The organism is Lentzea sp. NBRC 105346, assembly GCF_030269605.1.
Lineage (GTDB): Bacteria > Actinomycetota > Actinomycetes > Mycobacteriales > Pseudonocardiaceae > Lentzea.
The window spans coordinates 34,099-46,012 of sequence record NZ_BSTQ01000003.1; the positions used below are offsets into that span (position 1 = coordinate 34,099).

Annotated in this window: 12 protein-coding genes, 2 pseudogenes and 1 riboswitch; of the genes and pseudogenes, 8 read left to right on the top strand and 6 right to left on the bottom strand. The window is 68.5% G+C overall.

Translation table 11 applies throughout. The annotated features are described in order from the left end of the window. Positions 1-10 precede the first annotated feature (10 nt). Together QSK35_RS07705 and QSK35_RS42815 are read right to left on the bottom strand one after the other, a co-directional pair. Entirely contained in the window at positions 11-640 is a 630-nt protein-coding gene (locus QSK35_RS07705; protein ID WP_285743686.1) for a hypothetical protein, read from the bottom strand. A gap of 176 nt (positions 641-816) precedes the next feature. Next, positions 817-945: a DUF7711 family protein gene (locus QSK35_RS42815; protein ID WP_502881627.1), complete on the bottom strand. Its 129-nt coding sequence runs from the start codon at positions 943-945 to the stop codon at positions 817-819. 11 nt (positions 946-956) lie between these two features. On the opposite strand from QSK35_RS42815, the pseudogene QSK35_RS07710 reads away from it, so the two are divergent. Next, positions 957-1,344: pseudogene (locus QSK35_RS07710) on the top strand (MBL fold metallo-hydrolase); the annotation flags it as partial. A gap of 39 nt (positions 1,345-1,383) precedes the next feature. Here the strand turns inward: QSK35_RS07710 and QSK35_RS07715 are convergent. Next, the gene (locus QSK35_RS07715; protein WP_285743688.1) at positions 1,384-1,743 is read right to left on the bottom strand and encodes a VOC family protein; all 360 of its coding nucleotides are present in this window, start codon (positions 1,741-1,743) and stop codon (positions 1,384-1,386) included. An 84-nt stretch (positions 1,744-1,827) separates the two neighbouring features. Between QSK35_RS07715 and QSK35_RS07720 the strand changes: the two genes are divergently transcribed. From QSK35_RS07720 to QSK35_RS07735, 4 genes are all read left to right on the top strand, one after another. Continuing rightward, the gene (locus QSK35_RS07720; RefSeq protein ID WP_285743690.1) at positions 1,828-2,322 is read left to right on the top strand and encodes an Lrp/AsnC family transcriptional regulator; all 495 of its coding nucleotides are present in this window, start codon (positions 1,828-1,830) and stop codon (positions 2,320-2,322) included. Continuing rightward, complete coding sequence (locus QSK35_RS07725; protein WP_285743691.1) at positions 2,319-2,852, top strand: helix-turn-helix domain-containing protein; 534 nt, start codon at positions 2,319-2,321, stop codon at positions 2,850-2,852. Before QSK35_RS07720 ends, QSK35_RS07725 begins: the two co-directional genes overlap by 4 nt. Next, complete coding sequence (locus QSK35_RS07730; protein ID WP_285743693.1) at positions 2,849-3,949, top strand: amidase; 1,101 nt, start codon at positions 2,849-2,851, stop codon at positions 3,947-3,949. The genes QSK35_RS07725 and QSK35_RS07730 overlap by 4 nt, the downstream gene beginning before the upstream one ends. A gap of 83 nt (positions 3,950-4,032) precedes the next feature. After that, positions 4,033-4,224, top strand: coding sequence for a hypothetical protein (locus tag QSK35_RS07735; protein WP_285743694.1), 192 nt, complete (start codon positions 4,033-4,035; stop codon positions 4,222-4,224). 334 nt (positions 4,225-4,558) lie between these two features. Here the strand turns inward: QSK35_RS07735 and QSK35_RS07740 are convergent. Further along, positions 4,559-5,569 (bottom strand): annotated as a pseudogene (locus QSK35_RS07740) (PQQ-binding-like beta-propeller repeat protein); the annotation flags it as partial. A 261-nt stretch (positions 5,570-5,830) separates the two neighbouring features. On the opposite strand from QSK35_RS07740, the gene rnhA reads away from it, so the two are divergent. From rnhA to QSK35_RS07755, 3 genes are read left to right on the top strand one after another with little or no spacing between them, the layout of a single operon-like run. Further along, positions 5,831-6,325 carry a ribonuclease HI gene (rnhA, locus tag QSK35_RS07745; RefSeq protein WP_285743698.1) on the top strand — a complete coding sequence of 165 codons (495 nt, stop codon included), beginning with the start codon at positions 5,831-5,833 and terminating at the stop codon, positions 6,323-6,325. Positions 6,326-6,339: 14 nt separating this feature from the next. After that, positions 6,340-6,732, top strand: a complete 393-nt coding sequence (locus QSK35_RS07750; RefSeq protein ID WP_285743700.1) for a DUF1801 domain-containing protein — start codon at positions 6,340-6,342, stop codon at positions 6,730-6,732. Beyond that, the gene (locus QSK35_RS07755; RefSeq protein WP_285743702.1) at positions 6,719-7,459 is read left to right on the top strand and encodes a class I SAM-dependent methyltransferase; all 741 of its coding nucleotides are present in this window, start codon (positions 6,719-6,721) and stop codon (positions 7,457-7,459) included. Before QSK35_RS07750 ends, QSK35_RS07755 begins: the two co-directional genes overlap by 14 nt. On the opposite strand, the gene QSK35_RS07760 is transcribed toward QSK35_RS07755, so the two are convergent. Together QSK35_RS07760 and metH are read right to left on the bottom strand one after the other, a co-directional pair. Continuing rightward, complete coding sequence (locus QSK35_RS07760; protein ID WP_285743704.1) at positions 7,456-8,040, bottom strand: DUF7711 family protein; 585 nt, start codon at positions 8,038-8,040, stop codon at positions 7,456-7,458. The genes QSK35_RS07755 and QSK35_RS07760 overlap by 4 nt on opposite strands. Before the next feature lie 232 nt (positions 8,041-8,272). Continuing rightward, complete coding sequence (gene metH, locus QSK35_RS07765) at positions 8,273-11,818, bottom strand: methionine synthase (RefSeq protein WP_285743706.1); 3,546 nt, start codon at positions 11,816-11,818, stop codon at positions 8,273-8,275. A 16-nt stretch (positions 11,819-11,834) separates the two neighbouring features. Then, positions 11,835-11,914, bottom strand: a riboswitch (S-adenosyl-L-homocysteine riboswitch).

An 11,914-nucleotide genomic window follows, 5' to 3' on the forward strand; every position in this document is an offset into this window, starting at 1 on the left:
GAACCGACACCTAGATCACCTCGCGAATATTCGAAAGTTGATCAGGAGGCACGAACAACGGGTTCGAAAACACCCACGAAAGTGAAAGCACAGCGGGACCGGAAGACACATCTAGCACCCACTTCTCGCAACTCTCGATCTGGTTTGCCGGCACGTTGACCTTGGCGGCTATTTCTCCTTCAGTTTGAAAATCAGAGTATCGCCTGTAGGTGTTCAGGTCGCGGACTTCCTCGGCCACTCCTTCGATCGAGACCGCAGCCCTCGGAGCAAGCACCATCCAGCACCTGTACAGGTATGCGGTTTTGACCCGACCGAAGTCAGTTCCAAACCATAGCGCGGTACGTCTGGCCCGGCGGACGATGTTCGTTTTCATGGCAACGTCGCGTTCCACAACCCCCGCACTCAACGAAATGAACGGGGTAGCACTGCTGAACGGCCGCCCGTCGGGCATGGTGACGGTGAAATGGTTCACGTGAAAGTTGAGGTTGCCCGGAGTCAGCTTGTCGCGAACTTGCGGCGGGCTGATTTGCCCTACATCACGCCACCAGTTGCAGATCAGGCCGTACCCCCCGGTTATCAGCGCCTTAGCGGCGTCATCATCAGGCAATGACATTCCCTTGATGCACCACTGCACGATCATCTCGTCGTCCCTCCACCGCAAAAGCGCTGTGTATAGCGTCGATCGCGCACACCCGAACGTTAGCCAGCGACATCCCGAAGCTGCTCGAACCACCCACTTGGAGGAGCCCTAAATTTCGAGGCGACAAGGAATCAACTGCCTCACATCCCTGATCAAGGAGGGGCGACGGGTGAGGTCTAGGCGTCCAGCAAATCCAGATGGCCGGTCGTGGTGCGCCACAGAGCGTCCGGCGGAATGAGCTTGCCTGGGCTCCAGCGGTGGGCGGCGTAGTCTTTGTTAACCCGCCGCGACGCCTGCAAGCTCACCCCAGCTCGTCGCGGCCAACGACTACGAGCGCCTGTCCGACCTGTTCGGCCACATCCCTCGCGGCTGCGGCTGCGCACGATCGTGACAACGCACCAGCACGCCGATCACTGGCAGGCACTCGGAGCCCTGGCCAGCGCCCACGGCTCGAACACCGTCGCGCACGAACTGGACGCCGCCGGCCATCCGCACCTCTTCACCGCTCGTGTGATTTACTCTTTCCGGGGGGTGTGGGGAAGACCACCTCGGCGGACAACTTCGCTTCGTTGATCAACGACGTGGAGGACCGGATCTTCTCCGTGCTGCCGGACGACACGTGGTTCTACCCCGGTCACGGGGACGACTCCACGTTGGGCAAGGAGCGCCCGTCGCTGGCGGAGTGGCGCGCCCGCGGCTGGTGAGGCGGCGGTGGGCCTTCTGTCGCGGAAGGCCCACCCGCTTCACGGCTCGACCGTGGTCCGGCAGAGGCAGAACTCGTTGCCTTCCGGGTCGGCGAGAACATGCCAGCTGACGTCGCCCTGACCGACGTCGACGGGCACGGCGCCGAGGCCGAGCAGGCGCGTCAGCTCGGCCTCCTGGTCGCGGTCGGTGGGATTGATGTCGAGGTGCAGCCGGTTCTTCACCCGCTTCTCCGCATCGGGCACGACCCGGAAGTCGATTTCGAACGGTCCATCGCCCTCGATCGACACGCCATAGCCACCTCGGTTGCTGATCCGCCAGCCGAGCACCTGCGTCCAGAACGCGGCCAGCGCTTCTGGGTCGGCGCAGTCGATGGGCAACGAGACGATGCGACTCGCCATGGGTTTTCCTCTCTCGCGGTGTTCCGTCATGCTCGTAGGAGCACCGAGGGAAGTACATGGCAACCTGAAGGCAGGAGCATCGAATTGCCTGCAGATCCACGGCACAAAGGCGGTCTCACCTTGCTGGACGAGGTCAACCGGCGGCTGCTCACCGAACTGCACGCAGATCCCCGGATCACGATGTCCGCGCTCGCCCGGCGGGTGGGCATGAGCGCGCCCGCGGTCACCGAGCGGGTGCAACGCCTCGAACGAGCCGGCGTCATCACCGGTTACCGGGTGGACGTCGATCCCGCCGCGCTCGGCCTGCCCGTGACCGCGTTCGCGCGTGTCCGCCCGGCCCCCGGCCAGCTGCCCAAGATCGCCGAGCTGGCCGCCGCGCTCCCCCAGGTCAGCGAATGCCATCGCATCACCGGTGAGGACTGCTTCCTGATCAAGGTGCATGCGTCGGGCGTGGACAAGCTGGAGGAAGTCCTCGACCGGTTCCTGCTCTACGGGCAGACGACCACGTCCATCGTGGTCTCCACACCGGTACCGCCGCGGCCGCTGCCGGTGGGCACTCGGGCAGGCTCGGGACCGTGATCGACCATCGGGAACTGCTGCGGAGCCTGCGGCTCCGCCCTGGGATGTACCTGGGTACCAGCGAACTGCCGTACGAACGGCTCGTCACCTACGTGCTGGGCCTGGATCAGGGCTCGGCCGCGCTCGACGGCTTCCGCGAGTTCCTCGTCCTGAAGGTGGGCACCGGCGACAACCTCACCTGGCCGGGACTGGTCGGCCTGCTGGGCGGTTCGATGGACGAGGACGCCAGGGTCGCGCTCCTCTTCGACCTCCTCGACGAGTTCCTCGCCGAGGTCCAGAGCGCCGGCCGGCTCGCCATCTACCGCGAGTACTTCGCCTGGTTGCGTGCTCAGCCCTGGCACGACGTCGATCTCGAGCGGTTCCACGGCTCACCGCCACTCGATCTGATCAACGTCGACGACACCGCCGGCCTGCTCGGCATCAGCAGGTTCGAGGTCTTCGATCTGGTCGCACGCGGTGAGCTCCGTCCGTTGCGCAGCGGCGCCGAGATCTTCTTCCGGCGTGGTGAAGTCCAACGTCCGCAACCGTGAGCGCGATCGACATCGCCGAGCAGGTCAACAACACGCAGGCGCGCGCTGTCGACGTCGTGGCCGAGGCACTGACGCGGCTGGACCGCGTCGAGCCGTGGCTCAACGCCTTCGACCGCGTTGATCGCGAAGGCGCTCTGCACATCGCACGCGAGGTCGACCGGAGGGTTGCGAACGGCGAACGGTTGCCGCTCGCGGGTGTCCCGATCGGCGTCAAGAAGGGCGAGCGACCGCTTCAGCGGGAACGGCTCGTGGCAGCGGGATGCGTGCCACTCGGCCGCACGACGGTGGCGGGACCGGGCACCCCGTGGCAGACGTGGGGCCGCAACGATCGCGGCCCTACCCGCAACCCGTGGCATCCCGGCCGCACGCCCGGTGGGTCGTCAGCGGGTTCGGCGGCAGCGGTCGCGGCGGGGATCGTGCCGCTCGCGACCGGTGTGGACGGCGCGGGTTCGGTGCGGATTCCGGCCGCGTGGTGCGGAGTCGTCGGTCTGAAGGTGACCGCCGGAGCGCTGCCGGATCGCGCTCAGGACGACCTCGCGGCCGTCGGGCCGCTCGCGGCGGACCCCGAGGATGCGCGCCGGTACCTGGAGGTGCTGCTCGGGGATCTCGGGCAACCGATCGAGAATCCCGTCGCCGTGTGGTCGGCGGATCTCGGGTTCGCGGACACCGATCCGGAGCAGGCGGCGATCGCCTACGAACGCGCGCGCCGACTGTTCGATCTTCATGATGTTGATCTGACGCTGCAGGACCCGGCGCCGGACTGGTTCGCGGCCCGCCAGGGGCGACCGGTACGAGGTGAGAACGGGCGGCGGCTGGCGGAGTTGTTCGAGTGCGCCGATCTGTTGCTCACGCCTACGACGCCCAACCCGCCGCACGGGCATGACGGGCCTGGGGCGCGGATGAGTACGAATCTGACGTGGGCGTTCAACATCAGTGGGCATCCGGCGGCCAGCATCCCGGCCGGGTTCGACCGTGATGGGCTGCCGGTCGGGTTGCAGGTGGTCGCGCGGCACGGCCGGGAGATCGACCTGCTTGCCGCGGCCCGCCGGGCGCCGCCGTTGAGCGACGCACGGCATGGCGATCACGGCCGGGTGTGAGCCACCAGCCGGGACCGACGCCGGTCAGCGACCAGGACGCCCGCCAGGCCGCAGAACGAATCTGACGTGGGCGTTCAATATCAGTGGGCATCCGGCGGCGAGCATCCCGGCCGGGTTCGACCGGGATGGGCTGCCGGCCGGGTTCGACCGGGGATGGGCTGCCGGCCGGGTTGCAGGTGATCGCGCGGCACGGCCGGGAGATCGACCTGCTTGCCGCGGCCCGCCGGGCGCCGCCGCTGAACGACGCGCGGCATGGCGATCACGGCCGGGTGTGAGCGACCAGCCGGGACCGACGCCGGTCAGCGACCAGGACACCCGCCAGGCCGCAGAACGCCCCGCGGCACAGACGCGAGATCGGCAACACGCACGCCAACCGCACAGGGCCTATCGGCCCGGTCTCGACGCATCGCATGCCAGGGCGAAGCGGCACACGGCGTCAAAGCGGCGCACGGTGGGCCGGTCACGGGCGGCCGTCACCGACCGGCCGGGCGACGCAAGCCGACAGCCACGACGCCCCCGCCGAACCGCAATCCGCCACCCGCACCGCACCCGGACTGATCCCGGCGGCCGAGGCCGTGCGCCGCCGCGGAGCGGCGCACGGCGTTGCGGTTACGGCTGGCCGTAGGCCACCAGACGGGTGGACGCCGGCACCACTAGGAGGCCGCCGCCCGCACCGAAGCCCGTCAGCGGCTGCGACACGTTGTGCTCGTCCGGGCCGTTGATGGGAGCACCCGCGTCCGCGGACCAGACCTGCGCGCCGGTGGCACCGTTCAGGGCGTAGACCTTGCCCGTCCTGGAGCCGACGTAGACCTGACCGTTGATGACCAGCGGCGCCGAGGAGAGCTGGCCGTCACCCGCGAAGGTCCAGCGCGCCGCCAGCGTGCGGCTGTGCCGCTCGGTCAGGGTGCCCTGCTCGAGGAAGTAGCCCTGGCGGCCGTCGAAGGCGGGAGCGGGATCCCAGAACGCGTGCGGGAAGGTGCCCCGCTCGGTGCCGTCGGACGCGTTCAGCGCCTTGCCGCCGGAGTCGCGGATCCACACTGCGCTGTCGGCGTACACCGGGGTGCGGCCGCCGCCGCCCGAGCAGCCCGTGCTGTGGTGCCAGATCAGCCCGCCGGAGTCCGGCTTGAACGCATAGGCCTGCTCACACGCGTAGGACACGTAGACGCCGGAGTCCGTGACCGCGGGCGAGCTGTTGTCGCCGTTGGCGACACTGGCCGTCCACAGCACCGCGCCGTCGGTCGCCCGGACGGCGTACACGGTGCCGCCGGAGCCCGCGCCCGCCGTGTAGACGACGCCCGCGCGGTACGTCGGCGGCGACGTGAAGCTCCACTGGCCGGGCAGCTGCACCCGCCACACCTGCTGGCCGGTCGCCGGGTTGAACGCGGTCAGCACGCCGTCGGAGTTCTGAGCGAACAGCGTCCCGCCGCCGTACGCCAGGGCCGCCCACCAGTACGTGCCGCCCAGGTCGACGGGCGGCCAGGCGTCCGTGCCCGTCGAAGCGTTCAGGCCATGCAGGAACGTCCCGTAACCGCTGGTCGAGCTGCGCACGACGAACACGCGCCCGCCGACCACCAACGGATAGGACAGCGAACCCCCCCAGATCGCGCGACCACTTCTCGGCCAGCGGACCCGTCCCCAGCTTCGAGTCGATCAGGCTGCCGTCGTGCCGCGCATTGACCTGGTACGTCACCGACGAACCGGTCACTTCCTGCGCCTGCGCGGGCACCACCACCAAGGATGTGATCGCGACCGCCGCGATCAACCCCGTCAGGAAACGTCTCACGGAACCCCCAAAGTCCCCCATGCGAGCGGGCCTTTCCCACCCGCTGATTCGACGGTATCGGGAGGGTCTGACAATTCGGGGCGGTAAGTTCTCCGGCCGTGAGCGAGTTCGTGGAGATCTACACCGACGGCGCCTGCAGCCCGAACCCCGGACCCGGCGGCTGGGGCGCGGTGCTGCGCTTCGGCGAGCACGAGAAGGACCTCTACGGCGCCGAACCACCGGTGACCACGAACAACCGGATGGAGCTGATGGCGCCGATCCGCGCGCTGGAGAGCCTCACCCGCCCGTGCGTCGTGAAGATCTACACCGACAGCACGTACGTGAAGAACGGCATCACGTCGTGGGTGCGGAAGTGGAAGCAGAACGGCTGGCTGACTTCGGCCAAGCAGCCGGTCAAGAACGAGGACCTGTGGCGCAGGCTCGACGCCGCCACCAAGGTGCACGAGGTGGAGTGGCTGTGGGTCAAGGGCCACAACGGTCACCCGGAGAACGAGCGCGCCGACCGGCTGGCGGTCAAGGGCGCCGAAGAGGCCAAGGGAATGAAGCCCGTCGAGCTGCCGAGAAGCCAGGAGCCACCTCGACACCTTTGGTGACAACGGAGGATCCCATGACCGACCCACGCGTCGACACCTACATCAACGCACTGCCCGAGTGGCAGCAGGACATCTGCCGTCAGGTGCGCGACCTCGTCCACGCGGCGGATCCGGAGGTCGAGGAGACCATCAAGTTCACCAACCGCCCGTACTTCGTGCTGCAGGGCAACGTCTGCGCCCTGCTGGCGGCCAAGGACCACGTCAATGTGTTCCTCTACGACGGCGCCATCGTCCCCGACCCCGAGGGCATCATCACCAGCGGCCACGACAACAAGACCGCCCGTTGCGTGGCGTTCAAACAGGGTGAACGCATCAACGAACGCGCCCTGAAGAACATGTTCCAGCAGATCATCGCGAACAACCGTGCGGGCGGCTGGCGGAAGCTGAAGCGTGATGGACTCGCATGACGTCTGGGCGGTCGGCAACGCCTACGAGCGCTACATGGGCCGCTGGAGCCGCCCGGTGGCACAGGAGTTCGTGCGGTGGCTTCCCGCGGCCGGCAGCTGGCTGGACGTCGGCTGCGGCACCGGTGTGTTGACGGCCCTGCTGCCCAACGCGACGGGCGTCGACGCCTCGGAAGGGTTCCTCGTGACCGCACGGGAACGGGTCCCCGGCGCGACCTTCCTGCACGGCGACGCGCAGGCCCTGCCGTTGCCGGACAACAGCTTCGACGCCGTGGTCAGCGGGCTCACCGTCAACTTCGTACCGGATCCCGCCGCGGCGGCCGCCGAGTTCGCTCGGGTCACGCGCGGGCTCGCCGCCGCGTACGTCTGGGACTTCGCCGAAGGCATGGAGCTGATCCGGATCTTCTGGGAGGTCGCCGCCGAGCTCGACCCGGCCGCGGTGGAACTCGACGAGGGCCGGCGGTTCCCGTTGTGCCGGCCCGAGAAGCTCGCCGAGCTGTGGGCGGGCTTCCGCGACGTCGAGGTCCGCGCCATCGACGTGCCCACGACCTTCCGCGACTTCGACGACTACTGGTCGCCGTTCCTCGGCGGCCAGGGACCCGCGCCCGGATACGTGATGTCCCTGCCGGAAGAACACCGCACAGCGCTGAAGGAACGTCTGCGCGAACGCCTGGGCGACGGCGAGATCCGGCTCACGGCACGGGCGTGGGCCGTGCGGGGCTCGGTCTAGCCGAGGGCGTCGAGCACGTCGAGGTAGCCGTCGCTCGCCCGCCACAAGGCGTCCGACACCGGGGTGAGCTTTCCGGGAGCCCACCGCCGGTCGTCGTACTCCTTGGTCTGCCGCCGCAACGACGCGAGGCACAACGCCAGCTCGTCCTCGAGCCGCGCGCGCAGTTCGTCCGCAGGAGGCGCAGAGGTGCGAACGTCCTCACCCCGGCCCTCGCGCACCGCGGTCAGCACGGCCTCGTCCACTCCGGACTCCACGTCCCAGACTAGCGCGGGCCGCACGATGTGGTGGTTCCAGACCGGTGCGTGCGCCGACCGCCACAGTCCCACGATCGGGTTCTTCGGCAGTCGCGCCGCGTTCGCCCAGTGTTCCGCGCCATGCGGCTGGCTCAACCAGGGCACGTCCTCGACCGGCAGGTCGACGACGAGCACCACGTTGACCCACTCGAGGTCATCGGCCGGTCCAAGGATGTTCCCGAACGCCCACAGCTGTCGCACGGACAGCGAGTACGACGGCCCGGTGGCGAGCTCAGCGCACTTCTCGGCCAGCTCGCTCAGGTGATGCACGGCGCGGGTCCACTTCACGCCGTCATTCTGCACGGTTCCGGATCCCATGCCGCGCCGGAGCAGCGCTCGGCTGATCGAGTGATTGGTGCGTATCGACGTACCGCTGTAAGTGACGGATCCGACATCCAAGTACCTAGGACCGGATCGAACACCGGAGCACAGCGATGGGGAATCACGGCGAACCACGCTTGGCCGGGATGCGGCCCACACCGCAGCGGTCCAGGTTCGACGTAAGCACCACTGACCGGCCTCACGCCTCCGGGTCGTAGGCGAGGTTCGGCCGCAGCCACCGCTCCATCTCGTCCAACGGCATGCCGCGCCGCGCGGCGTAGTCCTCGACCTGGTCCCGTCCGATCCGCCCCACGGTGAAGTATCGCGACGCCGGGTGCGCGAAGATCAGGCCACTGACGCTCGCCGCGGGCGTCATGGCGTACGACGACGTCAGATCCATCCCGAGCGACGACGCGTCCAGCAACGCGAACAGATCGCGCTTCTGCGTGTGGTCCGGCGAGGCCGGGTAGCCGAACGCCGGCCGGATGCCACGGAACCGCTCCGCGTGCAGATCCTCCAGCGCGGGCGAGGCATCGGGCTCGAACCACGCCCGCCGCGCCTCCAGGTGCACCCACTCGGCGAACGCCTCGGCGAGCCGGTCCGCCAGCGCCTTCACCATGATCGACCGGTAGGGGTCGTTCTCGGATTCATAAGTCGCCGCAAGCGCTTCCGCGCCGTGGATCGCGACCGCGAAGCCACCCAGGTGATCACCCGAGGGCGCGACGTAGTCGGCGAGAGAACGGTTTGGACGGTTCAGCGCCTTCTCGGTCTGCTGCCGCAGCATCGGGAACCGCACGTCGCCGACGAAGATGTCGTCACCCGACGAGTGAGCCGGCCAGAAACCGTAGGCGCCCACGGCCGACAGCGACGGCATGATCTCGTCGAACAACGTCTGGGCGTCGTCGAACAGCTCACGCGCGGCCGGCTGCCGGAGGATCGCCGGGTACTTGCCTTTCAGCTCCCACGCCAGGAAGAAGAACGTCCAGTCGATCATCGGCCGCAGCACGTCCAGCGAAGGACGCACCACCCGCACACCGGTGAAGGAAGGCACCGGCAGGTCCTCGAAAACAACCTCCTCGCGGTTCGCACGCGCCGCAGAGAAGCTCAGCAACGGACGCTGCTGGCGCGAAGCGTGCTGCTCCCGAAGAACCGCCTGCTCCTCGAAGTTCCGGGCGGCCAGCTCCTCCCCGCGCACCGGATCCAGCAGATCGGACACCACACCGACCACGCGCGAAGCGTCGAGGACGTGCACGGTCGCCATGTCGTACGCGGGCGCGATGCGGACCGCGGTGTGCTGGCGCGACGTCGTGGCACCACCGATCAGCAGCGGCAGCTTCAGGCCACGGCGCTGCATCTCCCCCGCGACCGACACCATCTCGTCCAGCGACGGCGTGATCAGGCCGGAAAGTCCCACCACGTCGGCGCCTTCGTGCACCGCGGTGTCCAGGATGACCGACGCGGGCACCATCACGCCGAGGTCGATCACCTCGTAGTTGTTGCACCCCAGGACAACGCCGACGATGTTCTTGCCGATGTCGTGCACATCGCCCTTGACGGTCGCCAGCACGACCTTTCCGTTGCGGTGCCCCGAGGACTTCGTCATGTACTGCTCGAGGTGCGCCACCGCGCGCTTCATCACGCGGGCGCTCTTCACCACCTGCGGCAGGAACATCTTGCCCGACCCGAACAGGTCGCCGACGATCTTCATGCCGTCCATCAGCGGGCCCTCGATCACGTCGAGGGGGCGGTCGAACTGCAGCCGCGCCTCCTCGGCGTCGGCCTCGATGAAGTCGACGATCCCGTGCACCAACGCGTGCGCGAGCCGCGAGGCGACATCCGAAGAACGCCACGACAGGTCGACTTCACGCTTCTTGCCCGTCCCCTTGACGGTCGACGCGAACTCGACGAGCCGCTCGGTCGCATCCTCCCGCCGATCGAACAGGACGTCCTCGACGAGCTCCAGCAGATCGGCCGGGATGTTCTCGTAGACCGCGAGCTGGCCGGCGTTGACGATGCCCATGTCGAGCCCCGCACGCACGGCGTGCAGCAGGAACGCCGAGTGCATCGCCTCGCGCACGATGTCGTTGCCGCGGAAGGAGAACGACAGGTTCGAGATGCCACCCGACGTCCGCGCGCCGGGACATCGCTGCTTGATCAGCGGCAGCGCGTCGATGAACGCCTTGGCGTACCCGTTGTGCTCCTCGATGCCGGTCGCGACCGCGAGCACGTTCGGGTCGAAGATGATGTCCTCGGGCGGGAACCCAATGCCCACAAGGAGATCGTACGCACGCCCGCAGATCTCGACCTTCCGCGAGCAAGTGTCCGCCTGGCCCTGTTCGTCGAACGCCATGACGACGACACCGGCACCATAGGACCGAATGACTCGAGCCTGCTCCAGGAAGGGCTCGGGCCCTTCCTTCAGCGAGATGGAGTTGACGACTCCCTTGCCCTGCAGGCACTTCAGGCCCGCTTCGAGCACGGTCCACCGCGAGCTGTCGACCATCACCGGGATGCGCGCGATCTCCGGCTCGGTCGCGATGAGGTTGAGGAACGTCGTCATCGCCCGCTCGCTGTCGAGCAGGTCGGCGTCCATGTTGACGTCCAACAGGTTCGCGCCGCCGCGCACCTGCTCCAGCGCCACGTCCGCGGCGGTCTGGTAGTCGTCCGCCTCGATCAACCGGCGGAATCGCGCCGACCCGGTGACGTTGGTGCGTTCACCGATCATCACGAACCCGGTGTCGGCGCCGATCTCGAACGGCTCCAGGCCGCTGAACCGGGTCCGCGATTCCGGAGACGGCACCACCCGGGAGGAAACGCCCTGCACCGCGGAGGCGATCCGCTCGATGTGCGCGGGCGTGGTGCCACAGCAACCGCCGACGATGTTGACCATCCCCTGCGACGCGAAGTCGCGCAACAAGGAGGCGGTCTCGGCGGGCGTCTGGTCGTAGCCACCGAAAGCGTTGGGCAGACCCGCGTTGGGGTGGCACGCCACGTAGGTGTTCGAGAGCCGCGCGAGGTCGGCGACGTGCGGGCGCATCTCCTCGGCGCCCAGCGAGCAGTTGACGCCCACGGCCAACGGCGACGCGTGCTCGATCGAGCGCCAGAACGCCTCGACGGTCTGCCCGGACAGGGTCCGGCCGCTCAGGTCGACGATCGTCACCGAGATCCACAGCGGCAGGTCCGGCGCGACCTCCTGAGCGGCGGCGATGGCGGCCTTGCAGTTCAACGTGTCGAAGATCGTCTCGATCAGCAACAGGTCGACGCCGCCCTCGGCCAGCGCCGCGATCTGCTCCGCGTAGGAAGCGACGACCTGGTCGAAGGAGGTCGCGCGGAACGCCGGGTCGTCGACCTTCGGCGACAGCGACAGGGTCACGTTCAGCGGGCCGACCGACCCGGCGACGAACCGGTCGCCGAACTCGTCGGCGGCCTGGCGCGCGAGCTGGGCGCCGCGCAGGTTCATCTCGCGGACCTTCGACTGCAGGCCGTAGTCCGCCTGCGCGATGGACGTCGCGGTGAACGTGTTCGTGGTGGTGATGTCCGCGCCGGCGCGCAGGTACTGCCGGTGGACGTCGAGGATGACGTCGGGCCGGGTGATGTTCAGCAGGTCCGGGTCGCCGGTGGTGTCGTGCGTGTGGCCCGGCACGTGGTAGTCGGCCGCCGCGAGCCCGGCGCCCTGCAGCATCGTTCCCCAGGCCCCGTCCAGCACCGCGATCCGCTGGTCCAGAAGCTCCCGCAGCTTGCGCACCCGACACCTCCCGTTGAGTGGGAGGCGCCCTTGCGGTGAGACGTTCGCGGCCGAGCGTGGCGGACCTCGCGATCCGTTGCAGCGCCTCTCGGCCGT